The organism is Sphingomonas sp. PP-CE-1G-424 (assembly GCF_004341085.1).
Taxonomy (GTDB): domain Bacteria; phylum Pseudomonadota; class Alphaproteobacteria; order Sphingomonadales; family Sphingomonadaceae; genus Sphingomonas.
The window spans coordinates 925,405-951,105 of the sequence record NZ_SLXW01000001.1 but is presented as its reverse complement, the minus strand read 5'-3'; the positions used below and the strand labels follow the sequence as shown (position 1 = coordinate 951,105).

The 25,701-nt window shown below is 67.9% G+C and carries 23 protein-coding genes; 11 read left to right on the top strand and 12 right to left on the bottom strand.

Annotation, left to right across the window (positions count from 1 at the left end):
• Positions 1-52: 52 nt before the first annotated feature.
• The gene (locus C8J43_RS04340; protein ID WP_133029831.1) at positions 53-1,012 is read right to left on the bottom strand and encodes an aspartyl protease family protein; all 960 of its coding nucleotides are present in this window, start codon (positions 1,010-1,012) and stop codon (positions 53-55) included.
• 125 nt (positions 1,013-1,137) lie between these two features.
• Here C8J43_RS04340 and recQ point away from each other — a divergent pair, with 125 nt between their 5' ends.
• From recQ to C8J43_RS04325, 3 genes are read left to right on the top strand one after another with little or no spacing between them, the layout of a single operon-like run.
• Positions 1,138-2,907 carry a DNA helicase RecQ gene (gene recQ / locus C8J43_RS04335; protein ID WP_133029830.1) on the top strand — a complete coding sequence of 590 codons (1,770 nt, stop codon included), beginning with the start codon at positions 1,138-1,140 and terminating at the stop codon, positions 2,905-2,907.
• Complete coding sequence (locus tag C8J43_RS04330) at positions 2,904-3,332, top strand: TIGR01244 family sulfur transferase (RefSeq protein ID WP_133029829.1); 429 nt, start codon at positions 2,904-2,906, stop codon at positions 3,330-3,332. The genes recQ and C8J43_RS04330 overlap by 4 nt, the downstream gene beginning before the upstream one ends.
• Complete coding sequence (locus C8J43_RS04325; protein WP_133029828.1) at positions 3,329-3,760, top strand: hypothetical protein; 432 nt, start codon at positions 3,329-3,331, stop codon at positions 3,758-3,760. The genes C8J43_RS04330 and C8J43_RS04325 overlap by 4 nt, the downstream gene beginning before the upstream one ends.
• A 600-nt stretch (positions 3,761-4,360) precedes the next feature.
• On the opposite strand, the gene C8J43_RS04320 is transcribed toward C8J43_RS04325, so the two are convergent.
• The 6 genes from C8J43_RS04320 to C8J43_RS04295 all read right to left on the bottom strand — a co-directional run bounded on the left by C8J43_RS04320 (position 4,361) and on the right by C8J43_RS04295 (position 11,980).
• Entirely contained in the window at positions 4,361-5,707 is a 1,347-nt protein-coding gene (locus C8J43_RS04320) for an ammonium transporter (protein ID WP_243645400.1), read from the bottom strand.
• Between the two features lie 38 nt (positions 5,708-5,745).
• Positions 5,746-6,084 (bottom strand): P-II family nitrogen regulator, encoded by a 339-nt coding sequence (locus C8J43_RS04315; RefSeq protein WP_056053652.1) that lies wholly within the window; start codon positions 6,082-6,084, stop codon positions 5,746-5,748.
• A gap of 272 nt (positions 6,085-6,356) precedes the next feature.
• A complete protein-coding gene (purH, locus tag C8J43_RS04310; RefSeq protein ID WP_133029826.1) occupies positions 6,357-7,919 on the bottom strand; it encodes a bifunctional phosphoribosylaminoimidazolecarboxamide formyltransferase/IMP cyclohydrolase in 1,563 nt (520 codons plus the stop codon).
• 229 nt (positions 7,920-8,148) lie between these two features.
• Positions 8,149-9,885, bottom strand: coding sequence for a heparinase II/III family protein (locus tag C8J43_RS04305; RefSeq protein WP_243645399.1), 1,737 nt, complete (start codon positions 9,883-9,885; stop codon positions 8,149-8,151).
• Positions 9,882-10,538: a ribulose-phosphate 3-epimerase gene (gene rpe / locus C8J43_RS04300; protein WP_133029824.1), complete on the bottom strand. Its 657-nt coding sequence runs from the start codon at positions 10,536-10,538 to the stop codon at positions 9,882-9,884. Before rpe ends, C8J43_RS04305 begins: the two co-directional genes overlap by 4 nt.
• A gap of 164 nt (positions 10,539-10,702) precedes the next feature.
• Positions 10,703-11,980, bottom strand: coding sequence for a transcription antitermination factor NusB (locus C8J43_RS04295; protein ID WP_133029823.1), 1,278 nt, complete (start codon positions 11,978-11,980; stop codon positions 10,703-10,705).
• Between the two features lie 106 nt (positions 11,981-12,086).
• Between C8J43_RS04295 and C8J43_RS04290 the strand changes: the two genes are divergently transcribed.
• Complete coding sequence (locus C8J43_RS04290; protein ID WP_082441494.1) at positions 12,087-12,245, top strand: DUF1674 domain-containing protein; 159 nt, start codon at positions 12,087-12,089, stop codon at positions 12,243-12,245.
• 208 nt (positions 12,246-12,453) lie between these two features.
• A complete protein-coding gene (locus C8J43_RS04285) occupies positions 12,454-14,310 on the top strand; it encodes an AsmA family protein (RefSeq protein ID WP_133029822.1) in 1,857 nt (618 codons plus the stop codon).
• Positions 14,311-14,524: 214 nt separating this feature from the next.
• On the opposite strand, the gene C8J43_RS04280 is transcribed toward C8J43_RS04285, so the two are convergent.
• Both C8J43_RS04280 and tsaD read right to left on the bottom strand, forming a co-directional pair.
• Complete coding sequence (locus C8J43_RS04280; RefSeq protein WP_133029821.1) at positions 14,525-15,502, bottom strand: NAD(P)H-dependent glycerol-3-phosphate dehydrogenase; 978 nt, start codon at positions 15,500-15,502, stop codon at positions 14,525-14,527.
• Complete coding sequence (gene tsaD, locus C8J43_RS04275; RefSeq protein WP_133029820.1) at positions 15,499-16,527, bottom strand: tRNA (adenosine(37)-N6)-threonylcarbamoyltransferase complex transferase subunit TsaD; 1,029 nt, start codon at positions 16,525-16,527, stop codon at positions 15,499-15,501. Before tsaD ends, C8J43_RS04280 begins: the two co-directional genes overlap by 4 nt.
• A 60-nt stretch (positions 16,528-16,587) precedes the next feature.
• Here tsaD and hemC point away from each other — a divergent pair, with 60 nt between their 5' ends.
• From hemC to C8J43_RS04260, 4 genes are all read left to right on the top strand, one after another.
• Entirely contained in the window at positions 16,588-17,493 is a 906-nt protein-coding gene (hemC, locus tag C8J43_RS04270) for a hydroxymethylbilane synthase (protein ID WP_133029819.1), read from the top strand.
• Positions 17,490-19,175 carry a uroporphyrinogen-III synthase gene (locus tag C8J43_RS22285; protein WP_243645398.1) on the top strand — a complete coding sequence of 562 codons (1,686 nt, stop codon included), beginning with the start codon at positions 17,490-17,492 and terminating at the stop codon, positions 19,173-19,175. Before hemC ends, C8J43_RS22285 begins: the two co-directional genes overlap by 4 nt.
• 385 nt (positions 19,176-19,560) lie before the next feature.
• Complete coding sequence (locus C8J43_RS21795) at positions 19,561-19,722, top strand: hypothetical protein (protein ID WP_165899512.1); 162 nt, start codon at positions 19,561-19,563, stop codon at positions 19,720-19,722.
• Between the two features lie 187 nt (positions 19,723-19,909).
• The gene (locus C8J43_RS04260; RefSeq protein ID WP_133029818.1) at positions 19,910-20,893 is read left to right on the top strand and encodes a hypothetical protein; all 984 of its coding nucleotides are present in this window, start codon (positions 19,910-19,912) and stop codon (positions 20,891-20,893) included.
• Between the two features lie 180 nt (positions 20,894-21,073).
• Here C8J43_RS04260 and C8J43_RS04255 read toward each other — a convergent pair whose 3' ends face one another.
• Both C8J43_RS04255 and C8J43_RS04250 read right to left on the bottom strand, forming a co-directional pair.
• On the bottom strand, positions 21,074-22,378 hold the full coding sequence (locus C8J43_RS04255) for an MFS transporter (RefSeq protein WP_133029817.1): 1,305 nt from the start codon (positions 22,376-22,378) through the stop codon (positions 21,074-21,076).
• Positions 22,375-22,698: an antibiotic biosynthesis monooxygenase gene (locus tag C8J43_RS04250; RefSeq protein WP_133029816.1), complete on the bottom strand. Its 324-nt coding sequence runs from the start codon at positions 22,696-22,698 to the stop codon at positions 22,375-22,377. Before C8J43_RS04250 ends, C8J43_RS04255 begins: the two co-directional genes overlap by 4 nt.
• A 215-nt stretch (positions 22,699-22,913) precedes the next feature.
• Here C8J43_RS04250 and C8J43_RS04245 point away from each other — a divergent pair, with 215 nt between their 5' ends.
• Complete coding sequence (locus tag C8J43_RS04245) at positions 22,914-23,528, top strand: hypothetical protein (protein ID WP_056053681.1); 615 nt, start codon at positions 22,914-22,916, stop codon at positions 23,526-23,528.
• 222 nt (positions 23,529-23,750) lie between these two features.
• Here C8J43_RS04245 and C8J43_RS04240 read toward each other — a convergent pair whose 3' ends face one another.
• Entirely contained in the window at positions 23,751-24,911 is a 1,161-nt protein-coding gene (locus tag C8J43_RS04240) for a phosphatidylserine/phosphatidylglycerophosphate/cardiolipin synthase family protein (RefSeq protein WP_133030042.1), read from the bottom strand.
• A 128-nt stretch (positions 24,912-25,039) separates the two neighbouring features.
• On the opposite strand from C8J43_RS04240, the gene rpoZ reads away from it, so the two are divergent.
• Complete coding sequence (gene rpoZ / locus C8J43_RS04235) at positions 25,040-25,384, top strand: DNA-directed RNA polymerase subunit omega (protein ID WP_056053686.1); 345 nt, start codon at positions 25,040-25,042, stop codon at positions 25,382-25,384.
• Positions 25,385-25,701 lie beyond the last annotated feature (317 nt).

Genomic DNA, 25,701 nt, shown 5'->3' with positions numbered 1-25,701 from the left:
CGCGGTCCATGATCGGACCGTGACAGACTGGCCGGATCTCGACCGAGTGCGCTTACCCGCAGGTGAGACGGACCTGCTTGGCGGGTTTGTCGAAGACGATGGTGGAGCAGCGATCGAGCAGGTCGGCGCCGATCGTCAGGCGGTCGCGCTTGGGGTCGCGCTTGCCCTTGGCGGTGACGACGATCTCGTCGGGGTCGGGCGGTGCTGCGTCGGCTTCGGGGATAGACGCAGCGCTGCCGACGTCGCTGGTGCGGACGCCAAGCGTCGACAGCAGCAGCGGCCCGACCGCGAGCGGGGTGGCGAGCGTCATCGTCCGTACCGGCCGCGTGATGCCGAACGCGATTTCGACTGGCTCGGCGACGCCGGTGAGTGTGCCGCGCTGCGCCTCGGCAATCAGTGCCGCGGCGTTGGCGGTGACCGTGGTGCGCGGGTGATAGGGATCGAAGCGGACGCGGACGGGCTGGCCGCCGATCACGATCTGCGCGAACTCGCCCGACAGCCGCCCGAACAGCCCGCCGCCATCGACCATCGGCAGCGCGATCGTCCGTTCGCCGGGACGGGGCGTGCGCAGCGCGATGCGGACGACGGGTTCGGGCAGAGACCCCGGCCCGATGCTCCCATCGCCGACAGTCGCATAGGCGCGCCCGATCCAGCGCCCGTCGGCGGAAGCCTTTCTGCGACTGGGAAAGCCGATCCGGCGCTTCACGGGGGCGCTACCGAACGTCATCGGCCGCACCGTCGTGGCCTGCATCGCGCCGTGCCCGCCGACCGAATAGCCGAGCTCCATCATGCCGCCTTTCAGCCCGAGCCGTTCGGCGGCGGCAGTGGTCATCAGGACGAGCCCGGGAGCGCCAGGATCGACGCGCAACGTGACCGGCGTGCCGTCGATCGTCGCGGAGATCATGCCGTCGATGGGTACGTCGCGAACTGGCGCTGATTTATCCGCGGCAAAGGCTGCGCTGCCGATCAACACAAGCGCCACGGCACCCCCACGCAAAATCGATCCTGTCATACCATCTCCACCAACCCACGCGCAGGGTGTCGCACATGGTTGGAGGGTCGCAACGCCTTTCCGCGCGAGTATGAATGTATTCGCGCCCTCGACGCCACGACATGCGCGCCCTAGATCGCTTGGCAATGGCACTCGACCCCCTTCCCGATCTCCAGCGCATCTTTGGCTTTCCTGATTTTCGTGGCGTGCAGCGCGATGTCGTCGACCGGGTGCTCGCGGGGCAGCGGACGCTGGCGGTGATGCCGACGGGGGCGGGGAAGTCGCTGTGTTACCAGTTGCCGGCGACGATGCTGGAGGGGACGTGCGTGGTCGTGTCGCCGCTGATCGCGCTTATGCACGACCAGTTGCGGGCTGCCACCGCGGTGGGGATCAAGGCGGCGACTTTGACGAGCGTCGATACGAACCGCGAGGAGACGATCGCGCGGTTTCGGGCGGGGGATCTGGACCTGCTGTATGTTGCGCCGGAGCGGGCCTCAAACGAGAGTTTCCGCAACCTGCTCAGCCAAGCCAAGCTCAGCTTGTTTGCGATCGACGAGGCGCATTGCGTCAGCGAGTGGGGGCATGATTTCCGGCCGGACTATCGGTTGCTGCGGCCGTTGCTCGACAGTTTTCCCGACGTGCCACGGCTGGCGCTGACCGCGACTGCGGACGCACATACGCGGGCGGATATCCTCGAGCAGCTGGGGATCTCGCAGGACGGGCTGATCGTCTCCGGGTTCGACCGGCCGAACATCCGCTATGCGATTTCGGGGCGCGACAACGTCAATCGGCAGATCGCGGATATCCTCGAGAAGATTCCGGGACCGGGGATCGTCTACGCGCAGACGCGCGCGGCGACCGAGAAGCTGGCGGAGGCGCTGGGGCGGAGCGGGCGGCCGACGCGGGCCTATCATGCCGGGCTCGATCCGCAGGTGCGCGCGAAGAACCAGGCGGATTTCGTCGCGAGCGAGGACATGGTGATCTGCGCCACGGTCGCGTTCGGGATGGGGATCGACAAGCCCGACGTGCGGTTCGTGGCGCATGCCGGGCTGCCGAAATCGATCGAGGCCTATTACCAGGAGACGGGGCGCGCGGGACGCGACGGCGATCCGGCGATCGCGCATCTGTTCTGGGGTGCGGAGGATTTCGCGCGCGCTCGGCAGCGGATCGGCGAGGTCGAGCCCGAGCGGCAGGCGGGCGAACGCCAGCGGCTGACCGCGATGGGCGGGCTGGTCGAGACGGCGGGATGTCGGCGGCGGATCCTGCTCAAGCATTTCGGCGAGGAACGGCTTGAGGATTGCGGGAATTGCGACAATTGCCTTGGTAATGTTGATGCGGTGGATGCGACCGAGACCGCGCGGAAATTCCTGTCGGCGGTGTTCCGGACCGGGCAGATGTTCGGGGTCGGGTATATCGAGGGTATCCTGACCGGGGTGTCGTCGGAGCGGAGCCTGATGAACGGGCATGAGGCGCTGTCGGTGTACGGGATCGTCGATGGCGATGAGGTGGCGTTGCTGAAGCCTGTGTCGCGCGCGCTGATGCTGAAGGATGCGCTGCGCACCAATCCGCATGGCGGGCTTGAGTTCGGGCCGGCGGCGAAGGCTATCCTCAAGGGCGAGGCGGCGGTGTCGATCGTCGTTCCGCCCAAGCGCGAGCGGCGGCGGAAGGGTGCGGTTGGCGCTACGCCGAACCCCGTGGACGATCCGCTGTTCGAGGCTTTGCGCGTGCGGCGGCGCGATCTGGCGAAGGAAGCGGGCGTTCCGCCGTATGTGATCTTCCACGATTCGGTGTTGCGTGACATTGCGCGGCAGCGGCCATCGTCGCGGGCCGAGCTCAGCCTGTTATCAGGCATTGGCGCGCGGAAACTCGACGCCTATGGGGATGCCTTCCTCCAGGTCATCCGCGAGTCCGCATGATACGGCACATCAACGAAAGTATTTCGGTCGCGCCGCAGATCGCGGTCGAGCAGGTCGCGGAGATCGCCGCGGCGGGCTTCAAGACGATCGTCAACAATCGGCCCGATGACGAGGATGCGGGGCAGCCTTCGGGCGACGCGATCCGCGCGGCGGCGGAAGCGGCCGGGCTGAAGTACGTCTCGATTCCGGTGACGCATGCGGGGTTCTCGCATCCGCAGATCGACGCGATGACGCAGGCGCTGACGGAGTCGGACGGGCCTGTGCTCGCCTATTGCCGGTCGGGGACGCGGAGCTGCAATTTGTGGGCGCTGGCGGCGGCGAAGGCGGGGCGGAACCCGAACCTGCTGCTCGCGCAGGCCGAGGACGCCGGGTATGACCTGCGCGGAATCCGACCGATGCTGGACGCGCTCGCAGGGCCGCGATGAGCCCGGTTGCGATCGGGCCCTATCTGGTCGGACCCTATGCGATCGGCGGCTCGATCGTGGCCGTGCTGGTGATCGTTGGTCTCGTCGTTGCCTGGGCGTTCGTTCGGGCGCGGCGGGTGGTCAAGATCGAGACACCGGAAGAGGCGGCGGACGCGGCGCAGGCGCAGTTGCACGGGTTCGCGGTGGCGGGCGCCGTGGTCGGCGCGGATGGCCAGGGTGCGCTGGCGGTGGCGGACGACGGGCGCGTCGCGGCGGTGAAGCGGGTCGGCAAGCGGCTAGCGGTGCGCGAGGTCGCGTGGCGAACGGTGCGCGCGACGCACGAGGGGATCCTGGTCGAGACCGGGGACAAGATGCTCGGCGCGGTGATGCTGTCGCGGGTCGATGTGCTCGATATCCGGCGGTTGGCGCCGAAGGGCGTGCGGGTTTAGGCGCGGGCTTTTGTTGGGGTCGCCGCTTATGCGCTCCCCCGTCTTTCGCCCCGCTCCCCCTCCCCGTTCGTTCTGCGTAGCTGCTGAGCTTGTCGAAGCGGCGTATCGAAGGAGGGGGTGGCACACGGAACCCATGCTTCGATACGCGCCCTCGATACGCTCCTTACGGAGCTACTCGGTCGCTGCTCGGCACGAACGGGTTGGGGGTGTTTGCGCTGGTCGTATCGGGGCTCCGCCGGCGAAGTGCTGGCGCATAGGACTTGAGTACCGACCGATGCGGGAGACGGCACTCTTCTGCTCCCCTTCCGCTCGCGGGAGGGGTTGGGGGAGGGGTTAGCCTCATGGGCCGGACGCCGGTACGTACGTCGGCCCCTCCCCCTAACCCCTCCCGCAAGCGGGAGGGGGATTTAACCCGGGTCGCTTTGCTGGGTCCTGGGCTCCCGCCTTCGCGGGAGAACATAGTAGGTGTGCTCCCCCACAAACTCGATCGAAGTCCCCCTTCGGTCGACCAAAAAAATGGCCCGGTGTGTTGCCACACCGAGCCAAGGTTGTCCGCAGGAGGAACGTCGTGGGTGCGGGCTCGGGTGGCCCGCTACCGAACTAGTCGTAGGCGCGTTCGCCGTGCTCGCCGAGATCGAGGCCTTCGCGCTCGACTTCCTCGGAGACCCGCAAGCCGGTCAGCGCCTTGGCGATGTAGATCGCGATGACGGTACCGATCGCCGCCCAGACGATGGTCGTGGCGACCGCCGCGACCTGAACGAAGAGCTGGTGGCCCATGTCGAAATCGGGCTTGCCGGGACCGCCGAACGCTGGCGAATAGACGATGCCGGTGCCGATCGCGCCGATCATGCCGCCGATGCCGTGGATGCCGAACGCGTCGAGCGCATCGTCATAGCCGAGCTTCGGCTTCAAGACCGTCACCGCGTAATAGCAGACCACCGAGGCGACCGCGCCGAGGATGATCGCACCGAACGGGCCCGAGTTGCCCGCAGCCGGCGTGACCGCGACGAGGCCGGCGATGATGCCCGAGCAGAAGCCGAGCGCAGACCCCTTGTGACCGTTGACGCGCTCGACCAGCATCCAGGCGAGGCCCGCCGAGGCGGTGGCGACGAAGGTGTTGAGCATCGCGAGGCCCGCAGAACCGTTCGCCTCGAGTGCCGAGCCGGCGTTGAAGCCGAACCAGCCGACCCAGAGCAGCCCGGTGCCGATGCCGGTCATCGTCAGCGAGTGCGGCGCCATGCGATCGGTGGGATAGCCGATCCGCTTGCCGAGGATCAGCGCCGCCACCAGCGCCGAGACGCCGGCGTTGATGTGGACGACGGTGCCGCCGGCGAAATCGAGCGCGCCCATCTTGAAGAACTTGCCGCCCGATGCCCACACCATGTGCGCGACCGGGAAGTACACGATCGTCAGCCAGACGATGGCAAATACCATCACGGCCGAGAATTTCATCCGCTCGACCACCGAGCCGAGCACCAGCGCGACGGTGATCGCGGCGAACGTCATCTGGAAGCAGATGAAGACATATTCGGGGATCGCGACGCCCGCGGTGAAGGTGGCCGCGGTCGAGTCGGGCGTGATGCCGCGGAGCAGCGCCTTGCCGAAGCCCGAGATATACTCGCCGCCGCCATCGCCGAACGCCATCGTGTAGCCGTACATGACCCACAACAGCATCGCGAGACACGCGACCGCGCCGATCTGGGTCATCGTCGACAGCATGTTCTTGGCGCGGGTGAGACCGCCGTAGAACAGCGCGAGGCCGGGGACGATCATCATCAACACTAGCAATGTCGACGTCATCATCCAGGCGGTGTCGCCCTTGTTCACGATCGCGACCACGGGCGCGACGACCGGGGCGACGGGTGCCGCGACGTCCTGAGCCCAAGCGGGTGCGGCGGCGATCATCGCCGCGCCGAACCCCAGAACCGCCGAGGCGGCTGTCTTCATGTCATGCTTCATCATGTCCCCCCTCACGTCGTTCATCTTCAGAGCGCTGAATCGTCGGTCTCGCCGGTGCGGATGCGTACCGCCTGGCCGACGTCGAGCACGAAGATCTTGCCGTCGCCGATCGCGCCGGTGTTCGCCGAGGCCTGGATCGCCTCGACCACGCGGTCGGACAGGCTGGCGGCGCAGACCACCTCGATCTTGATCTTCGGCACCATGTTGGTGCTGTACTCGGCCCCCCGATAGATCTCGGTCTGGCCCTTCTGACGGCCGAACCCCTTGACCTCGGTGACCGTCATGCCCGCCACGCCGATCGTGGTGAGCGCTTCGCGCACCTCGTCGAGCTTGAACGGCTTGATGATGGCAATGACGAGTTTCATCGCGCCCCTTCCCCTTGTTACCAGGGGCGCCTCGCAATGTGCGTGCCAGTTGCGGTGCGGAGAGGTGAGGTGTGCTCGCGGGGAGCAGCGGGGGTTTTCCGGTTAAAACTTGTGCAGTGCGGTGCTGGTGCCTGTTTTATGGGCAGCACACCAACACCCGTCATTCCCGCGGAGGCGGGAACCCATACTGGCTGGCTTTGGAGATAATCGCGGAGGTTCGCCAATATGGGTCCCCGCCTTCGCGGGGATGACGGTAGTGGTGAGTGTCGAACTCAGTGGCGGAAGTGGCGCATGCCGGTGAAGACCATCGCGAGGCCGGCTTCGTCCGCCGCCGCAATCACGTCGGCGTCGCGGATCGAGCCGCCGGGCTGGATCACCGCAGTCGCGCCCGCTTCCACCGCCGCGAGCAACCCATCAGCGAACGGGAAGAACGCATCCGACGCGACCGCCGAGCCGATCGTGCGCGGGGTGGACCAGCCGGCCTTCTCCGCGGCGTCCTTCGCCTTCCACGCGGCGATGCGTGCGGATTCGAGGCGGTTCATCTGGCCGGCTCCGATGCCGGCGGTGCTGCCGTCCTTGGCGTAGACGATCGCGTTGGACTTGGTGTGCTTGGCGACGGTCCAGGCGAAGCGGCAGTCGAGGAGTTCCTGCGGCGTCGGCTGGCGCTTGGTGACGACCTTCAGTTCGCCGGGCGTGCCGTTGTCGCGACCCTGGACGAGCCAGCCGCCGGCGATCGATTTCGCCGTCAAGCCGAGGCGAGCGGGATCGGGGAGGTCGCCGGTGAGCAGCAGGCGGAGGTTCTTCTTGGCCGCGAACAGCGCGATCGCCTCCTCGTCGGCATCGGGGGCGACGACGACTTCGGTGAAGATGCCCGTTATCTGGCGCGCGGTTTCGGCGTCGAGCGTGCGGTTGACGGCGATGATGCCGCCGAATGCCGACACGGTGTCGCAGGCGAACGCCGCGGCATAGGCTTCGGCGAGCGTGGCGCCGGAGGCGACGCCGCAGGGGTTGGCGTGCTTGACAATCACGACCGAGGGCGCGGCGTCGCGGAATTCGGCGATCAGCTCGAGCGCGGCGTCGGCGTCGTTGAGGTTGTTGTAGCTGAGCGCCTTGCCCTGGAGCTGGCGGGCCTGGCCGATTCCGCGGACCGTGCCTGTCGCCGAGTAGAAGGCGGCGGACTGGTGCGGGTTCTCGCCGTAGCGGAGCGTGTCGCCGCGCTTGAGCGTGATCGGCAGGGTGGCGGGGAATTCCTCGGCCTGATCTACCGTGCCGAACCAGGTCGCGATCGCCGAGTCATAGGCCGCGGTGGTGGCGAACGCCTTGGCGGCGAGTTTCTTGCGGTCGTCGAGCGTGGTGGTGCCGCCCGATACCAGCGCATAGTCGGCGGGGTCGGTGACGATCGCGACATAGGCGTGGTTCTTGGCGGCCGAGCGCACCATGCTGGGGCCGCCGATGTCGATGTTCTCGATCACGGTGTCGCGGTCGGCACCCTTCGCGACGGTGGCCTCGAACGGGTAGAGATTGACGATGACGAGGTCGATCGCGCCGATCTTGTGCTCGGCCATCGAGGCGGCGTGGCCGGCGTCGTCGCGGACCGCAAGGAGGCCGCCGTGGACCATCGGGTGGAGCGTCTTGACGCGGCCGTCCATCATTTCGGGGAAGCCGGTGAGTTCGCTGACGTCGCGGACTTCTAGCCCGGCTGCGCGGAGGGCGGTGGCGGTGCCGCCGGTGGAGACGAGCTCGACGCCGTGGCTGGCCAGCGCCTTGCCGAGATCGACGATCCCGGTCTTGTCGGAGACGGACAGGAGCGCGCGCTTGATCGGGATGCTGGTCATGGGGGTCTTTCGTGGAGTCGCCGTGCGGCGGTGCCTTAGCGTTGGTTGACGTTGGGGAACAGGCTCCTTTGCTCTGTCCAGCCTCTCAACAAAGGTAGTTCCTCCCCGGCGAAGGCCGGGGTCCAAGTGGAAAGGTGGCAATAACGGAATGCCGCCCCCGGTTAGCGACGTTTCCCAATTGGGCCCCGGCCTTCGCCGGGGTGGCGCGCTAGTCTCGATGGTGTGGCAGTCAGGCCTTCTTCAGCGCCCAGCTTACGCTCGCGCCGCCGGCCGCCGCTTCACCCGTGATCATCAATTGCTGCGTCGCGACCGGGCGGCCGTCGGCGTCGATCCAGACGCTGTCCTCGACCACCAGCGCGCCGCCGCGGCAGCGGAATTGCCACAAGGGGCCGCCGGGGAGGCGGAGGATCGCGCCGAGGCCGTCCGCCGTGGGGGAGACCTGCACGCCCTCCCCCAGGTGGAAGCGGATCGCGAACAACGAAAGCCCCGCACGGCGCTTGCGGCCCTGCGGCAACAGCGCGTCCTCGCCGCGGAGCTCGCGGCCGTCGCCGGTGAGCATCAGCTGGCGGCGGTGGAGGAAGCCCCAGCGGCGGACATAGCCGTCGTGGCTCGCCTCGATCCGGCTGGCGGCGTCCGATTCCTGGCGGCTCAGTTCGACTTCGCCAACGCCGCGGCCGAGCGTGCCGTCGGTGAGGATCGCGGTGGAATTGCTGTCGGCGATCGTCAGCGTGGAATGCGCGGCAGTCGAGCGCAGGCCTTCGACCATCGCGGGCGGGAGTTGCGCGATGCCCGCTCGCGCGCCGCCGCAGTTGACGACGATCCGCGCCGGGCCATCGGAGAATTCGAACGCGAGCGTCGAGGCGCAGCCGCCTTCGACGAGGCGCGCGATCGGCGGCGGGGCGGCGTCGACGATCAGCACCGCGGTGCCGGCGGCGAGCCGTTGATAGCCCCAGTCGCGCGCCTGGCGCAGCGGGCGGGTGCGGACGCCGCTGGCTTCGACGACCGCGGCGACCTGCGTTTCGCTGGCCGGACCGCCACCCTGCCAGCTCGACAGGCCACGATCGGCGTGGGCGACACCGAGCAGCGCCGCGACCATCCGGGTGAGCGTGACCGCGACCGTCTCGGGGAGTTCGGCGCTGCGGGCGGCGTAGCTTTCCTGGAGGAGCGTGAGCAGCTGGATCGAATCGAGCAGCATCGCCGGGCTGCGCGAGACTGAGCCGCCGTCGTCGAACAGGCCTGTGCCGAGCGCGCGGAGGAGGCCGGCCTCACCAAAGGCCTGGCGTGGCTCGCCGCCGGGTATCAGCAGCCCGGCCGCGACGACTCCGCACCAGGCGGCGATGCGGGGGGCACCCGCGGGCGCCTTGTCGGCAGTGCGATCGAGGTGGAGTGCGCCCTTTGCGAGCGCGTTGAGCACCTTCGAGCGATAGATCTGGTCGGACGACGACAGGATCAGCGGCGCGTGCGCGGTCCAGGCGAGGATGCGGCGGCCCCACATGTCGGGGCGCCACGCGATCCCGCCCTGCGTGTCGGCGTAGGCGGTCAGCCAGAGCCCCATCAGGTATTCGGCGATCGGTGCGCCCCGCGCGCGGGTGGCGACGGTCGACAGGTCGCGCAGCCAAGCGAAACTGTGGAGGTATTCGGCGAACGGCTTGGGGAGCGGTTTGGCGAGGTCGAGCGTCTCGATGTCGCGTGCTTCGCCGCGGCACGAGAGGACGCCTTCGAGCAGCATCGTGCCGCGCGCAATGTCCCCGAGGATCGGGTCGTCGGGGACCGCGATCAACTTCAGCGGATAGCGGCCCTTGAGGCGGAGCGTGTGGAGCGGGGTGCGCCACGTCAGGCGGTGGAAGCGCTCGGCCAACCGGTCGGCGAGCGACAGCCCCTTGTCGCCGCCGAGACGGATCAGGCGGCGGCCTTCGTCGATCCCGTCGGGGGCGGGATCAGTTACAAGATCAGGGGCTTCGTTCACCCCCGCAACGCGGCGATGTTGGCGGCGTATTGCGATGGTCCACCGCGGAACACCGAGGTGCCAGCGACCAGCGCGTCGGCGCCGGCCTCGATGCAGCGCTTGGCCCATTCGGCATCGACGCCGCCATCGACTTCGAGATCGATCGCGCGGCCGCTCTTTTCGATCATCGTGCGGATCGCCGAGATCTTCTTGAGCTGGCTGGGGATGAAGCTCTGGCCGCCGAAGCCCGGGTTGACGCTCATCACCAGCACGAGATCGACCATGTCCATGAGGTAGTCGAGCATCTTCGCCGGGGTGCCGGGGCAGATTACGATTCCGGCGCGCTTGCCGAGACTCTTGATGTGCTGGAGCGAGCGATGGATGTGCGGGCCGGCTTCGTAATGCACGGTGATGCAGTCGGCGCCGGCCTCCGCGAACGCGTCGAGATACGCGTCGACGGGCGAGATCATCAAATGGACGTCGAATGGCTTGGTCGTGACGCCGCGGACCGACTTCATGACCGCGGGCCCGAACGAAATGTTGGGGACGAAATGGCCGTCCATCACGTCGATGTGGATCCAGTCGGCGCCGGCCGCGTCGATGGCGCGGACCTCCTCGCCGAGTTTCGAGAAATCGGCGGAGAGGATCGAGGGGGCGATGCGGACGGGTTGCATGAAAATGTCCTAGCGCGGGATTCGTGCGGTGCGAAGGCCTTGGTTTTCGCCCCTCCCTGGAAGGGAGGGGTTGGGGGTGGGTCGGGTTCCGCGTGGCCGAACCGTTGGGGCTCGATCGGGCCTACCCACCCCCGGCCCCTCCCTTCCAGGGAGGGGGGAAGAATTTAGGTGCGCTTCAGTCTCGCGATGAAGAAGCCGTCGCAGCCGCCTTGGTCCGCCAGCATGCCGGGAAGCGTACGGATCGTGCCGGTTTCCGTTGGCGTGATACCGGCAGGGAGTTCGGACTGGTCTACCGGGGCGATCGTGTAATCGCTGCGGGCGGCGAGGAACGCGTCGAGCTGCGCTTCGCCTTCCGACGGTTCGAGCGAGCAGGTGGCGTACACCAACGTGCCCCCGGGCTTCACCCAGTCTGCCGCGCGCGCGAAGATGCGCGCCTGCAACGCTGCGGTTTCGGCGATGATCGAGGGGCGGACGCGGTGGAGAACGTCGGGGTGGCGGCGGAAGATGCCCGTGGCGCTGCACGGCGCGTCGATCAGGATCGCGTCGGCGGGCTCGCTCGGCGCCCATTCGAGGATGTCGGCGTTGACGACCTCGGCCTTCAAGTGCGTGCGATACAGGTTCTCGCGGAGGCGCTTGATCCGGCTCTGCGAATTATCGACCGAGGTGACCGTCCAGCCGGCGCTCGCGAGTTGCAATGTCTTGCCGCCGGGCGCCGCGCAGAGATCGAGGACATGCCCCTCTCCTTTGCCGAGCAGCCGCGCGGGGAGCGAGGCGGCGATGTCCTGCACCCACCACGCGCCGTCGCCGAAGCCGGCCATGTCGGGGACCGAATCATGGTCGCCCAGACGCAGATGCCCCGGCATGAAGCTCTCGCCGCCGAGCTTCTCGCGCCAGCCTTCAGTCTCGGACGGGTCGGCGATCGTCAGGTCGAGCGGCGGCACCTGCGCGATCGCGCGGCCGGCGGCGTCGACCATCTCCTCACCCCATGCGGCTTCCCAGCGCAGTTCGACGGGGGCCGGCAGCGTCGGCACTTCGGGGAGCAGCATGTTGGCGCGGAACAGCGTGCCGAACACGCCGTGCACCAGTTTGCGCGGGCCGCCGTCGACCAGCGGGAGCACGGTCGAGATCGCGGCGTGCGAGGGCGTACCGAGGATCAGCACCTGGACCAGCGCGATCCGCAGCGCCATCCGCGCCTTCGCGTCATCGGGCAGGTTGGTCTTGGTGACCGAATCGATCATCGCGTCGAGATCGGGAAGGCGACGCAGCGTCTCGGCGGCGATCGCGTGCGCAAGGCCACGGTCGGGGCCGTGGATCGCGCGGGTCGCGGCGGGGAGTGCGGATTCGAGCGACTCGCCGCGGCGCAGGACGGCGTCGAGCAAGCGGAGCGCGGCGCGGCGGGTCGGGACGCCGAGCGGCTCGGGGGCGTGGGTGTAGTCGGGCATATGAAGGTCCTTCGCGTTCGGTTTGTCGCGCGGCTGTTATGGCAAAGCGGCGCGACAGGGCCCATGTGGTGGTTACGACGCCAACACGCAAATCCGGAGAGCCGCGATGGGCCAGCGCCCCGATCATCTGAAGCCGCCAGAATACCTTGCGAAGAATACGCCGGTGCCGAAGCCCGAGGCGATCGTGCCCGACAAGGACCCCGAGCCGCGCGATCCTACGCGCTATGGCGATTGGGAGCTGAAGGGCATGGCGATCGATTTCTGAGGGGCGCGACCCACCTTACCACCCCGGCGGAGGCCGGGGCCCAAGTGGAAAGGTGGTCGTAACGTGGCGCCGCCCCTTGTTAACGACGTTGCCCAATTGGGCCCCGGCCTTCGCCGGGGTGGTGCAAGGGCTAGGCCGAACGGATGTAATCTGCGCAGCGGTCCTGACGCAGGCGGAACGATTTCCCCGGCGGCGCGTCGCCGCTATGATGAGGGGATTCTTTCGCAAACGCTGGGTTAAAGTCACCGGCATCGTCGTCGCGAGCGTGCTCGTGCTGGGGCTGGTGGGGCTTGCCGCGTTTCCGTGGGGATCGTTGAAAGGCGTGATCGAGCGGCAGCTGACCGCGCGGTTCGGGCGGCCGGTGACGATCGGCGGGATCGAGCGGGTCGATGCGTTCGGGTTCAATCCGACGATCCGGATCACGAACGTGCGCATCCCGCAGGCCGACTGGGCGGGCAAAGGCGATTTCGTGCAGTTGCGCGAGGCGGAGGCGACGTTTTCCGGGCTCAGCTTGCTGAAGGGCGCGTTCGGGCCGCGCGACGTGAAGGCGCGGGGGCTGCATCTGGTGCTGGTGCGCGACAAGGACGGTCGGACCAACTGGGAGCGGCCGGGCAAGCCCAAGGGCGGCGGGAGTTCGACCGATCTCGACGGGCTGACGATCAGCGACAGCGTGATCGAGTATCGCGACGACAAGCAGGACCGCTTCGTCACGGCGCGGTTCGTGTCGGATCCGGTGCACGGCATTCGCGCGAACGGGTCGGGCACGATCCGCGGGGCGGCGGTGCGGATCGCGGTGGCGGGGCCTTCGGTGGAGACGTTTCAGGGCAAGCCGTGGCCGTTCACCGCGTCGATCGATGGCGATGCTCTTTCGATTGCCGCCAAGGGGCTGATGGACCGGCCGCTCGATACCGACGCGATGAGCCTAGACGTGACGGCACGCGCGACCGATCTCAAGTTGATCGACGCGGTGATCGAGGCGGGGCTGTTCCGCACGCAGCCGGTGTCGTTCAGCGCGCACGTCCGCCACGACCAACCGAAATGGACCGTCACGCAGTTGAAGGGCGTGGTCGGGCGCTCCGATTTCGCGGGGCACGTGACCGTCGACAAGCAGGCGGGGCGCAGCAAGGTCGATGGCGACATCGTCTCGCGGCAGTTCGATTTCGGCGATCTGGCTTCGGACGAGGGCAAGGCGGAGGGCGCGGCGCTGGAGCGCGCGATCGGGCCGCGACTGGTACCCAACACGCGGATCGATATCGGCAAGATCGACAGGACCGACGCGCGGATGGGGTTTCGCATCGGCCGGATCGTGAGCGGCAACGGCGCGTCGCCGATCCTGTCCGCCAAGGGCGTGCTGGCGATCGATCATCAGCTGCTGACGCTGAGCGAGCTGGTCGCGCGGCTGTCGCATGGCAACGTCACGGGCACGGTGACGGTCGACCAGCGCGGCGACCGGAAGGTGCCGACGGTCGATATCGACCTCAGGTTGCGCGGCAGCAGCGTGCAGGCGCTGGCAGGCGGCGGTGGCGATTTCAGCGGCAACGTCAGCGCGCGGGTGCGGCTGAAGGGACCAGGCGAGACGATCCGGGCGGCGGTCGGGCGGTCGAACGGGACGATCGGGTTCGTCGCGCGCGATGGGCAACTGCCGCAGGGGATCGCCGCGGCCTTGGGCTTCGATGCGGCGCGGGCGTTGCTGGCGAAGGATGGCGAGCGGGCGGGGTTGCGGTGCGTCGTGCTGAAGCTCGATGTGACGCGCGGGCAAGGGCGGGTCGATCCGATGATCGTCGATACTACCGCTAGTCAGTTGCGGGGACAGGGGAGCGTGGTGTTTCCGGGGGAGACGCTGAACATTCGGCTGACGGGCACGCCGAAACAGCATGCGCTGCTGCGGCTGCCGGGGTCGGCGTACATGACCGGGACGATCGAGCGGCCGGATGTGACGATCCCGCCCGAGGTGAAGTCGGTGGGAAATATCTTCAAGGCGATCGGGCGGGCGATTACCGGGAAGCAGGGGCCGACGGCGGGGAATGCGGATTGCTCAGGGTTGGCGGCGCGGGTGTTGCGGTGATTTCTGATCCTTCCCCGCCAGGGGGAGGTGGCTGGCTCTTGCCAGTCGGAGGGGGAGGTAAGGGCAACGTAGGTTCCGTGTCCTCCCCCTCCGTCACCTTCGGTGCCACCTCCCCCTGGCGGGGGAGGATCGCGAGGTCAGCCCTTCCTTGTTCTCCCGCGAAGGCGGGAGCCCAGTCTGGATCCCCGCCTTCGCGGGGAAACAGTTTTGGGGGTTAGCCCGCCTCGCCCTTTAGCGGGCGCGCCAGGAGGTCGCCGATGACGTCGCTGACGGGGGCGCCTTCCAACAGGCGGCAAACGGCTTCGGTGATCGGTATGTCGACGCCGGCGTCTCGCGCGGCTTCGCGGAGGACGGGGGCGGTGAAGGCGCCTTCCGCGACGGTGCGACGGTCGGCGAGCAACGTTGCAGCGGAGTCGCCTCTCCCCAAACCGACGCCGAGCGAGAAATTGCGCGAGCTGGTCGAGGAGCAGGTGAGGACGAGGTCGCCCAGTCCCGATAGCCCGGCGAGCGTTTCCGCGCGGGCGCCTCTGGCGAGGCCGAAGCGGGTCATTTCGGCGAATCCGCGCGCGATGAGGGCGGCGCGCGCGTTCTGGCCGAGCCCTGCCCCCTCGACGACGCCGCAGCCGATCGCGAGGACGTTCTTCACCGCGCCGCCGATCTCCGCGCCAGCGACGTCCGTGGAGGCGTAGGTGCGAAAATGGCGCGCGGCGAGACGCGTCGCGAGACGTTCGCCGAGGTCGGCATCCTCGCAGGCGAGCGTGACGGCGGTGGGGAGGCCGGCGGCAACTTCGTGCGCAAAGGTGGGCCCGGAGAGGACGGCGATCGGTGCGTTCGGATGAACGGCGCGCGCCACTTCGCCGACGAGACGCTTGCTGCCCGCCTCGATGCCTTTTGCGCAGAGGACGAGCGGGATGCGGCCGACCGGGGCGGCGGCCAGGACGCTGCCGACGTGCTGCGCGGGGGCGACGACGAGGATCGCGTCCATGTCGGCGAGCGCGGCGAGGTCTTCGGTCGCGCGGATCGTCGGGGAGAGCGCGACGCCGGCTAGGAACAGGCTGTTCTCGTGGTGCGCGTTGATCGACTCGACCACCGCGGTTTCTCGCGCCCAGAGGACCACCTCGCGACCTTCGTGCGCGGCGACCTGTGCGAGTGCAGTGCCCCAGGCACCCCCGCCGATGACGCCGATTTTCATGCCTTCACTCCTGCGCCACGCACCGCTTCGGCGTTGGGATCGAGCGGCCAGCGTGGGCGGGCGGCGACGTCGAGCGGGTCGGTGAGCCCGGCGGCGAAGCGCTCGGCGCCTGCCCAGCCGATCATCGCGGCGTTGTCGGTGCAGAGCCAGAGCGGCGGTGCGACGAAGCGGAGGCCGTGGGCGCTGGCGAGCGTCTGCAACGCGCCACGAACCGCGGTGTTCGCGGCGACCCCACCCGCGACGACGAGCGCGGTGGCGCCGTGCGCGGTGCGGAGTGCCTTGGTCGTGCGATCGATCAGGCAGTCGACGACCGCGGCCTGGAACGAGGCGGCAAGGTCCTCGGGCGAATATTGGCCAACGACGCGCGCGACCGCGCTCTTCAGGCCGGCGAACGAAAAATGCGGTTCGGGCGAGCCTTTGAGCGGGCGTGGCAGCGGGACCGCCTTCGGGTTGCCGAGCGCGGCGGCGCGTTCGACCGCGGGGCCGCCGGGGAAGCCGAGACCGAGCAGCTTGGCGGTCTTGTCGAACGCTTCGCCTGCCGCATCGTCGATCGTCGTCGCCAACCGCCGATACGCGCCGACGCCCTCGACCAGCAGCAGCTGGCAATGGCCGCCTGATACCAGCAGCAGCAGGTACGGAAATTCGAGATCCGGGTCGGACAGCCGCGGCGAGAGCGCGTGGCCTTCGAGATGGTTGACCGCGATCAGGGGCTTGCCGGCCGCGTGCGCGAGCGCCTTGCCCGTCACCAGCCCGACCATGACGCCGCCGATCAGCCCCGGCCCGGCCGTCGCGGCGATCGCGTCGACGTCGGCCAGCTTGAGCCCTGCATCGGCTAGGGCTGCGACGATGAGTGGTTCGAGCGCCTCGACATGCGCGCGCGCGGCAATTTCGGGGACGACGCCGCCGAACGGGGCGTGCGCGGCTTCCTGGCCGAGCAGCCGGTGCGCGAGGACCTGACGGTCGCCGGTGACGAGCGCGGCGGCGGTTTCGTCGCAGGAGGATTCGATGCCGAGGATGATCATCAACTACCCCTATCGCGCCGCGCCAAGCTTGTCGAAGCCGCGCGGTTTCTGCATGGCGCGGTGATGAATCGTTTTCGGCTCGGTACGCGCGGTTCGCCGCTGGCGCTCACCCAGGCGGGCATGGTGCGCGAAGCACTGTGCGCGGCGCATGGCTGGTCGCCCGACATGGTCGAGATCGTCGTGATCCGCACCACCGGCGACCGTGTGCAGGATCGTGCGCTCGCCGAGATCGGCGGCAAGGCGCTGTGGACCAAGGAACTCGATCGCGCGCTCCATGACGGCGACATTGACGGCGCGGTGCATTCGATGAAGGACGTCGAGACGATCCGCCCCGCGACGTTGAGGATCGCGGCGATGCTGCCACGTGCCGATGTACGCGACCGGCTGATCGGCGCGGAAACGCTCGCCGATCTGCGGCAGGGCGCGGTGGTCGGGACGAGTTCGCCGAGGCGGCGCGCGCAGATGCTGCGACTGCGGCCCGACTTGGAGATCGTGCTGATCCGCGGCAATGTCGACACGCGGCTCGGCCGGGTGGCGAGCGGCGAGATGGATGCGACACTGCTGGCGGCGGCGGGACTCGACCGGCTCGGGCGCGACGACGGCCACGCGATCCCGACCGACGTGATGCTGCCGGCGCCTGCCCAGGGTGCGGTCGGGGTCGAGGTGCTCGCCGGGAGCGCGGCGGGCGAGATCGTAGCGGCGATCGACCACCACGATACGAGTGCGTGCGTGCTGACCGAGCGGGCGTTGCTCGCGCGGCTGGGGGCGGATTGTCATTCGCCGGTCGCGGCGCTCGCGTCGCTCGCGGGCGAGACGCTTACGTTGCGCGCCGAGCTGATCGCCGAGGATGGCGCGTGCGATGTCGCGGGATCGATCGAGGGGACGGTCGAGGATGATCTCGGCACGGCGTTGGCGGAGGATCTGCTCGCGCGCGCGCCGGCCAGCGTCCGGCGGTTGTTCGCCGCATGAAACCCGTCGTGGTGCTGCGGCCGGAACCCGGCAATACGCGCACCGCGACATCCTTGCGAGCGCTTGGGCTGGAGGCGCGGCAGATTCCGCTGTTCGGCGTCGTACCGGTCGACTGGACGCCGCCCGATCCTGCGGGGTTCGACGGGCTGTTGCTGACCAGCGCGAACGCGGTGCGGCATGGCGGCGCCGGGCTCGACGCGTTCACGCGGTTGCCGGTCGTCGCGGTCGGTGCCGCGACCGCGGCGGCGGCGTCGAAAGCCGGGTTCGCGGTCGCGGTCACCGGTTCCGACGACGCGCGGGCGGTGGTGGCGGACGCGCGTGACCGCGGCTTTGCGCGGCTGCTCCACCTCGCCGGACGCGACCGGCGCGAGACCGGCGACGGCGTCGAGGCGATCACCGTCTATGCGAGCGACACCGTGCCGCTCGGCTCCGAGATTGCGCGATCGTTCGAGGATGCGATCGTCTTGCTCCATTCGGTGCGCGCCGCGGAACGGCTGGCCGAGCTGGTCGATGCGGCGGGTACGGCTCGCCAAGGAATCGCGCTCGTCGCCATCAGCCAGGCGGTCGGCGACGCGGCGGGGCTCGGTTGGGCCACCGTCGCGATCGCCCCGCAACCGACCGATTCGGCGGTCGTCGCGCTCGCTGCTGCGCACGCGAACACGCGCGCGATTGACCAGCGCGCGCGCGGCGGGGATAAGCACGTCATGAGCGACTACGTGCCGACCGATCGCCCACGGGCACGCGGACCCAAAATGGGTGTGATCCTTGCCCTTGTCGGCCTCGCGTTCGTCGCGGGGCTGGGCCTGATGGGCTATGCCGCCAAGCGACTGCCGTGGTTCGGCGGGCATGCGACGACCGCCGGGACGACGACCGCCGCGCAGAAGGCGGCGGCGGGCAGTTCGGGGTATATCCCGTCGCAACCGCTCGGCCCGAACGGCGAGCCGCAGGCCCCCGCCCCGATCGATACCGCCGTGCTCGCGACGCGCGAGGCGACGCTGGCGGCGCAATTGACCGCGCTGGAAACGCGCACCGCGACGATCGCCACCGATGCGTCCGCCGCCGCTGGCCAGGCGACCCGCGCGGAAGGCCTGCTGGTGGCGTTCGCCGCCCGGCGTGCGCTCGATCGCGGCGTGACGCTCGGCTATCTCGAGGAGCAATTGCGGTTGCGGTTCGGTCAGGCGCAACCGCGCGCGACCACCACGCTGATCCAGGCGGCGCGCCAGCCGGTGACGCTGGAGGACCTGCGCCAGGGGCTCGATACGATCGCGCCGGACATTACGTCGACGACCGGAGACGGCTGGCTCGACACGATCCAGCACCAGATCGATTCGCTGGTCGTGCTGCGCAAGGCCGGCACGCCGTCGACGATGCCCGCCGATCGGCTCGCCCGCGTCCGGCGTCTGCTCGAAGCGGGCCAGGTCGAGGCGGCCCGCGCGGAAGTCGCACGGCTGCCGGGCGCGAACCAGGCGAGCAACTGGATGGAAGCCGCAGGCCGCTACGTCCAGGCGCGGCATGCGCTCGACGTGATCGAGAACGCCGCGCTGATCGGCCAGGCCGGGCAACCCCAGCCCGCGCCGGTCGTGATGCCCTCGGCCGTCACCGAAACATCGACGGTGACCGACGAAAGCGCCGGATCGCAGGCTGCCGTGCCGAAGCCGGCCGGGCAAGCGACGGGCCAGTAACGGCGGGCGATTTCAAATACTGTCGACGATGCTATCGCAGCGTACCGCGCATGATGTTATCGCTGGTCATCTTGTCGAGTTCCGCAGCCTAGGATCTGTGCGCGGATAAGGTTCGACTGTTGCAACCGATGATCTGACGCCGGCGCCCATCACGGATGGAATGGAAGCTTTCGGCGCTGCCATTAAAGCAATAGCCGCCGTCCTGCAGCGTCACCGGCCTTTCCTAAATACGATTGAGAAATAGGCTACCACTTGTTGGCAAACAACGGCGCGATAAGGAAAAGATGAGAGTCCGGTTTTGAAAGGAAGGCGCCTATAGCCGACATTGCGTAGCCTGCACTGCTTCAGGCGCGCGCTGAAGTCGAGCTGGCAACAGGGGGCACGAATGCTGCGACACTTCGGTGAAGAGATATGGATCGCTGATGGGCCGACAGTGTCCGTCGCCGGCTTCGCCTATCGCACGCGGATGATGGTCATCCGGCTGTCCGATGGCAATGACGGTCGCGATGCAATTGCCCATGCTTTCGAATGGTTGCTCCGCAAATAGCGCCTTTTTCCGATAAGGATCAGATTGCCCGATAAGGATCAGATTGGTTGTCACGCTTACCAGTGAGTGGGTATTGGCAGACCTTGGTGACTGACCGGCAGTTCGACGGTAGCCAAGCAGAAAATCGTAGATCGTCAGCCTGGATCAACGGGAACTGCGAGACGCTTCATTGGAGGTAGATCACGCAATGTTCAGTCGAGTAATTGCCATTTTCCTGCTGGCGTCGACCGCGCCATCGGCCGCAACTGATCGTCCTCTTGAACGAGCATCCAACGGCGAGATGACGGCCATTTTCAACGCGAACCAGACAGCGCGACAAGACCCGAACATCGATTGGGCGCTCGAGGCGGCACCACCCGCGAGACGGTTCGAAACCACGCTGCGACCGGTAAAGTGCGCTGCCATCGCCGGGGCGGACATGCTTCTCGGTCGCTCAAATCTTCGCTGGATCGTAGTCGGCGAAATGCACGGCACCCGTGAAACACCAGAGATCTTTGTTGATCTCGCATGCTTGGCCTCGTCGTCCCATCCGGTAACCGTCGCAGTCGAGCAGGCGACAGTTGATCAGGCGGCTATCGACGATTTCATCGGGTCCAGCGGCGATGCAGCGGCAACATCACGGTTCCTGACGAGCAGACTATGGACCCAGCCCATGAAGGACGGCAGGTCCAGCGAGGCATATTTCCACCTTTTCCAAAGATTACGCGCGTTGCGGGCGGCGGGGCAGATCACCAGCGTCGTTGCTTTCCAGCCTTTGTACAATCCCGGCCCCGCCGGATTTAAGGCTGGCGACTACGAGAATGCACTCGCCTCGTCATTGGTGAGCAGAGCAGGACCGAACGCTAGCGTGCTCGTCCTGGTCGGGAACATGCACGCGATGCGAACGGCGCCCGCCTGGGCCAAGTCAGCCTATCTGCCAATGGCCGGCTATCTTCCCGCCGAAACCAGCATCAGTCTCGATGCAAGATGGAATGGAGGATCATATTGGGCCTGTCCGTCGGACACCAGTTGCGGTCCGCAAACTGCGGCTTCGTCAGAACCGACGCCGGCTCGTGGGATAATTATGGACGGTCCCGGTGGACCTTATGACGGCGCACTGAACCTTGGTGTCCGGGTGACAGCCTCACCGCCGCAACCTCAGGCTGCAACTGGACGTGTCCTAAAGCCATAACGAGCTTGTTTTGCTCCGCCCCGGTGCGATTGGAACGGCCAAGCCTTCGCGTAAGCGACGAGTAACGGGAAAGCGCCCGTGCCCGTTGCACAAACGACCTTTCGCAAAGGGCCGCTTTCCTGAACCCTGTTCCCGAACACCGAACGAGTGGTCTTGGCCTATCCGATACCGACGTCGATCTTATCGCGCATCGCGCAACGCGACGTACGCGTAGCCGATCAGCATCACGCAAGCCGCGCCCGCGACGAGATAGGGTAGCGAGTGCTGGGCTTCGTACAGGCCGACGCCGATCGACGGGCCTAGCACGAAGCTCGCGCCGTTGATCGACGTCACCTTGCCGGCGACCGAGCCTTGGGCGTTCGCGCCTACCGCCAATGACGAGCCGGCGGTGAAGCCCGGGCGCGTGAAGCCGAAGCCGAGGCTGGCCAGCGCATAGGCGGTCGCGATCGTGTAGAGCGACGTCGCGATCCCGGTCAGGGCGGTACCGGCCGCCGCCAGTACCAGTCCGGTCAGCACGAGTTGCCGCGGCGTCATGTTGAGGCGGGGGATGATGCCCCATTGCGCGAGCAATGCGGCGCCGGCGCCCATCATCAGGACGATGCCGGTCGGCTCGAGTGCGAGCGCGGGCGCCAAATGGAGGCGGTCGATCACGAGGAAGCCGATCGCCTGGCCCGTCATCGCCTGCGCGTGGCCCATTACCAGCCCGGCGATCATCCAGGCGCGGATGCGGGGATCGGTGTAGCCGACATGCTCGACATGCGATCCGGTGGCGGCGGCGACCGAGGCGCCGGTCGGGGCGCCGCCGATCGAGGGGTAGGCCGAACTCGCGCCGTGCGTCTCGTGCGGGGCGACGATCTTGTCGTCGGGCAGCATCCGCCGCACCGTGATCCACACCGCCACGCCGAACACCGCGAACAGGAACGCGGGGCCGGCGAGGCCGATCTCGACTCCGCCGATCGACCCGAGGATCAGGTACGGCGCGATCGCGGGGCCAAGGATGGTGCCGAGCCCGAACGCCGAGGCGAGCAAGGTCAGCGCCTTGGTCCGTTCCTCGCGCGTCGTCTCGCCGGCGACGAGCGCCTGCACCGCGGGCGGAGCGGCGGCGCCGAACGTACCGTAGATCAGCCGCCCGCCGATGAAGCACAGGAACGCGGTCGTGCCACCGATCCACGCGTTGATCCCCGCGAGCAGGAACACGCCGCACAGCGTCAGCGAGACGCTGAACCCGCCGACCCCGAGCAGGATCATCGCGCGCCGGCCGTGCCGGTCCGATCGGTTCGCCCAGAACGGCGCGGCGATCACCCACAGCAGCGCCGAGACCGAGAACGCCGCCGCCACCGCGCTGTCGGCGACGCCGAGCGACCGCCCGAGCGCGGGCAGCACCGATTGCAATGCGGTGTTGCCCGCAGCGATCGTCAGCATGACGAGGAACATCAGCGCGAAACGGCGGTCGATCTTCGGGCCGTCCGTCGAGGCTTCGATCATGACCGCGTCCAGGCATAGGCGCGTTCGACCCGGGTCACGGTCACCGAATAGTGGTCGTACCAGAGTGCCCGCCCGCGCTCGCGAATCGCGGTGTGCTCCGGATGGTCGCGCCAGGCGATCGCCGCGGCGTCGTCGGCCCAATAGCTGACGGTGATCCCCATGCCGCCTGTATCGCGCGCGCTGTCGACGCCGCGATAGCCGGGCTGTGCGGCGGCCAGCGCGTCCATCGCCGCCGCCGCCTCGCCATAGCCGGCGGCGTCTGCGCCGTTACGGATCGACGTGAAAATAACCGCAATCTGGCCTGTACGATCGTCGTTCATGATCCGTGCTTAAGCGATGCGGTACGCTTGGCAAGCTAAGGGGCAAGCCAGGGGTTGAGGTCACGACAGGGCGGGCGGAACCGCCTGGTGCGGCACGACTTCGCCTTCGGTTCGTCGCCCGATGCAACCCGCGGCCTTGAAACGCGTTCGGAATTCGTGCGACGGGAGGGCCAAAGCCTCGCCAGCGTGCGGGACCCCTGACCGTAAGGAATGCGATGCCCAGTTCGACCACCGCCACCCGGCGTGCGCGCAGCCGCCCTGCAGGCGTGCCGTCCCCGTGGCAGATGTTCTTTTCGGGGTTCCTGAAGCACCCCGTCATGGTCGGCTCGATCGTGCCGTCGTCGGACAAGCTGATTCGGAAAATGCTGGGGCCGGTCGACTGGGCGAACTGCAAGCTGTTCGTCGAATACGGCCCCGGCGTTGGTACGTTCTGCCGGCCGATCCTCGACCGGATGGCGCCCGATGCGACGCTGATCGTGATCGATACCAATCCGGAATTCATCCAGTATCTGCGGCACACGATCACCGATCCGCGGTTCGTTGCGGTGCTGGGCTCGGCGGACGCGGTCGAGACGATCGTCGCCGACCACGGCTTCGAAAAGGCGGATTACGTGCTGTCGGGGCTGCCGTTCTCGACGCTGCCCGCTGGCATCGGCCCGGCGATCGCGGCGGCGACGCATTCTGTCCTGCGCATCGGTGGCGCATTCCTGGTCTATCAGTTCTCGCCCAAGGTGAAGGACTTCCTGACGCCGCATTTCGAGTCGATCGATCACGACATGGAGTGGTGGAACGTGCCGCCCGCGCAACTGTATTGGGCGTGGAAGGCCTGACGCAGGCGCGGCCACGCCCGCGCCGCTGCGCAAAGCGATAGCGCCGCGCAGCGTCAGGCCCGGGCGGCGGGTCGGCTGGATAGCCGAACCCGTCCGACGGCGGCTTTGCCGGCGGCGCTGATGTGGTCCAAGTAGGACCCAGGGGCGCTAACGCTGTTCTGTTTGGCTCTGGATCCTGACTTTCGTCAGGATGACGGAAGGGGGGTGAAGTCCTTGCCCCCCTTACTCGTCGATCCCGAAGTTCAGCCCGCGCGACAGGCTCGGGTCCACCACCGCGACCAGGAAATACGCGCCGAGCTGTTTCAGGCGCTGCACCCATCCGGTGTTCGCCTTGTACAGCGCCGCGGTCACCTCGACCGATTTCGCGACCTCGCCGTCGACATAGCGCCGGACATGGCCCGCGAACGCCGCGTCCTCGATCCGCAGCATCAGCTCCATGTTGATGAACAGGCTGCGCATGTCGAAGTTCGCCGAGCCGATATGGACCACGTCGTCGATCACGTAGAGCTTGGTATGCAGCTTGGTCGGCTGATATTCGAACAGCCGCACACCCTTGCGCAACAGCCCCGCATAAGTGAACCGCGCCGCGGCGATCGTCGCGTTGTTGTCCGATTTGCTCGCGGTGACGACGCGGACCCCGGCGTTGCGACGCCCGGCGTGATCGAGCCGCCGCAACAGCGCGGGGCTTGGCGTGAAATAGCCCGCGATGACGTCGATCCGCCGGCCGCGCCGCATGTCGTCGCGCACCGCGCGTGCCCAGGGCGACAGCTTTCGCGTCGGGCCGCCGATCAGCCAGCGCGTCGGTCCTTGAGTCTCGCTCCACTTCGCCAACGCTGCCGTCAGGTGTCGCAGCTTGCCTTTGGGCTCGTGGATCCAGTCCTTCAGCGCGTCGAAATAGCCGGCCAGTCGACCCGCCGCGGGACCCTCGACCAGCAAGCCCAGGTCGCGCCATGCCTGGTCGGCGGCGGTGCCGAAATAATCGTCCTCGATGTTGAAGCCGCCGATGATGATCCGGGTCTCGTCGGCGAGCGCGAGCTTCTGGTGGTTGCGCAACAGATAGCGTCGACCGAACCGGGCGGAAAACCGGCAGACCGACACGTTGGCGGCTTCGAGCGGCTCGAAGAACGCGTGCGGCGCATCGTCGCTGCCGAAGCCGTCGACGATCAGCGCGACCTCGACCCCGCGCTCGGCGGCCGCGATCAGCGCGGCGTTGACGCGCTTGCCCGAGTCATCGTCGGCGTAGATGTAGTATAGTATGCGTAACGTGCGCTCGGCGCCGTCGATCAGCGCGAGCACCGCGTCAAGCCGCCGGGGGCCGGTGTCGAGCAGCGTCAGCCGGTTGCCATCGACGGTGAAGCGCGGTTGTTCGGCGGGATCGTCCATGCCGCGCGTGATGGACATGGGGGGCGTCGGTGGCAACCCGCGGGCGCGTCCCCCGCATTTCTTGACTTTGCGGGGTATCGCCCGTAGGCGACGCATTCTCATTCTATCGTTGTTACGAAGGAAGCCGCATGGCGCGCGTTACCGTCGAGGATTGTGTCGACAAGATCCCCAACCGGTTCGACCTGGTGTTGTTCGCGGCCCAGCGTGCGCGCCAGATCTCGGGCGGCGCAGAACTGACGCTCGAGCGCGACCGCGACAAGAACCCGGTCGTCGCACTGCGCGAGATCGCCGACGAGAACGTCAAGCCGGCGCATCTCAAGGAACAGGTCATCCAGGGCCTGCAAAAGGTTCGCGTCGATGACGACGACGAGGTCGACGCAGTCGGCAGCCTGTCGGCATCGGCCGAGGCGCTTCGTCTGACTGCCGCTGCGCCGCCGCGGAACCAGAATCTGGGTGCCGATTACGAGGGCTGATCGGCTCTTGGGATTGGTATCGTGAAAAGACCCGCGGCACGCCGAGTGCTGCGGGTCTTTTCGTATCTGGTGCTGTGAGACGGCGTGAAGGCGTTCACGAACCCCTTCCGTCATCCTGACGAAAGTCAGGACCCAGGGTTACGAACGATGACGCCGGCGGCTCTGGATCCTGACTTTCGTCAGGATGACGGAGGCAGAGGTGGTGCCAGTTGGCGCGCCGTCGGCAAAGCCGTCGTCGGACGGTTCGGCTTAGCCGACCGCCGGCCGTGCCGGGCGCTGCCCGCTTTTAGCGGGCATCGGCTCGGGCGTGGCCGCGC

Bases quoted from the DNA above. Each gene is read 5' to 3' on its own strand.
- C8J43_RS04340 (WP_133029831.1), bottom strand. From the start codon at position 1,012: ATGACAGGATCGATTTTGCGTGGGGGTGCCGTGGCGCTTGTGTTGATC.
- recQ (WP_133029830.1), top strand. From the start codon at position 1,138: ATGGCACTCGACCCCCTTCCCGATCTCCAGCGCATCTTTGGCTTTCCT.
- C8J43_RS04330 (WP_133029829.1), top strand. From the start codon at position 2,904: ATGATACGGCACATCAACGAAAGTATTTCGGTCGCGCCGCAGATCGCG.
- C8J43_RS04325 (WP_133029828.1), top strand. From the start codon at position 3,329: ATGAGCCCGGTTGCGATCGGGCCCTATCTGGTCGGACCCTATGCGATC.
- C8J43_RS04320 (WP_243645400.1), bottom strand. From the start codon at position 5,707: ATGAAGACAGCCGCCTCGGCGGTTCTGGGGTTCGGCGCGGCGATGATC.
- C8J43_RS04315 (WP_056053652.1), bottom strand. From the start codon at position 6,084: ATGAAACTCGTCATTGCCATCATCAAGCCGTTCAAGCTCGACGAGGTG.
- purH (WP_133029826.1), bottom strand. From the start codon at position 7,919: ATGACCAGCATCCCGATCAAGCGCGCGCTCCTGTCCGTCTCCGACAAG.
- rpe (WP_133029824.1), bottom strand. From the start codon at position 10,538: ATGCAACCCGTCCGCATCGCCCCCTCGATCCTCTCCGCCGATTTCTCG.
- C8J43_RS04295 (WP_133029823.1), bottom strand. From the start codon at position 11,980: ATGCCCGACTACACCCACGCCCCCGAGCCGCTCGGCGTCCCGACCCGC.
- C8J43_RS04290 (WP_082441494.1), top strand. From the start codon at position 12,087: ATGGGCCAGCGCCCCGATCATCTGAAGCCGCCAGAATACCTTGCGAAG.
- C8J43_RS04285 (WP_133029822.1), top strand. From the start codon at position 12,454: ATGAGGGGATTCTTTCGCAAACGCTGGGTTAAAGTCACCGGCATCGTC.
- C8J43_RS04280 (WP_133029821.1), bottom strand. From the start codon at position 15,502: ATGAAAATCGGCGTCATCGGCGGGGGTGCCTGGGGCACTGCACTCGCA.
- hemC (WP_133029819.1), top strand. From the start codon at position 16,588: ATGAATCGTTTTCGGCTCGGTACGCGCGGTTCGCCGCTGGCGCTCACC.
- C8J43_RS22285 (WP_243645398.1), top strand. From the start codon at position 17,490: ATGAAACCCGTCGTGGTGCTGCGGCCGGAACCCGGCAATACGCGCACC.
- C8J43_RS21795 (WP_165899512.1), top strand. From the start codon at position 19,561: ATGCTGCGACACTTCGGTGAAGAGATATGGATCGCTGATGGGCCGACA.
- C8J43_RS04260 (WP_133029818.1), top strand. From the start codon at position 19,910: ATGTTCAGTCGAGTAATTGCCATTTTCCTGCTGGCGTCGACCGCGCCA.
- C8J43_RS04255 (WP_133029817.1), bottom strand. From the start codon at position 22,378: ATGATCGAAGCCTCGACGGACGGCCCGAAGATCGACCGCCGTTTCGCG.
- C8J43_RS04250 (WP_133029816.1), bottom strand. From the start codon at position 22,698: ATGAACGACGATCGTACAGGCCAGATTGCGGTTATTTTCACGTCGATC.
- C8J43_RS04245 (WP_056053681.1), top strand. From the start codon at position 22,914: ATGCCCAGTTCGACCACCGCCACCCGGCGTGCGCGCAGCCGCCCTGCA.
- C8J43_RS04240 (WP_133030042.1), bottom strand. From the start codon at position 24,911: ATGGACGATCCCGCCGAACAACCGCGCTTCACCGTCGATGGCAACCGG.
- rpoZ (WP_056053686.1), top strand. From the start codon at position 25,040: ATGGCGCGCGTTACCGTCGAGGATTGTGTCGACAAGATCCCCAACCGG.